Below are 251 nucleotides of genomic sequence, written 5' to 3' on the forward strand. Positions count from 1 at the left end.
GGCAGTATTCCGGTGCCGATGAGTTTGACGAAGGCTCGCATACGCTGAGCGTGCAGGCCGTCGATCCGGCGGGCAACGTCTCGGTGATGTCAGATAGCTTCACCATCACCGTCGATACCCTGATTGCGCAGCCGGTGATTGCGACCGTTACCGACGCGGTAAGCGGCGGCACGATCGGCGCCATTGCCAACGACGGCACCGGCCTCACCAACGATGCACGTCCGCTGCTTAATGGCACGGCGGAAAAAGGC

Annotated in this window: 1 protein-coding gene; it reads left to right on the plus strand. The window is 62.2% G+C overall.

Translation table 11 applies throughout. The features are described 5' to 3' along the window. A partial coding sequence (locus tag KVT28_RS25810) for an Ig-like domain-containing protein (protein ID WP_217551102.1) occupies window positions 1-251 on the plus strand: 251 nt, incomplete at both ends.

It is taken from the genome of Pantoea sp. GbtcB22, from assembly GCF_019091025.1.
Lineage (GTDB): Bacteria > Pseudomonadota > Gammaproteobacteria > Enterobacterales > Enterobacteriaceae > Pantoea > Pantoea leporis.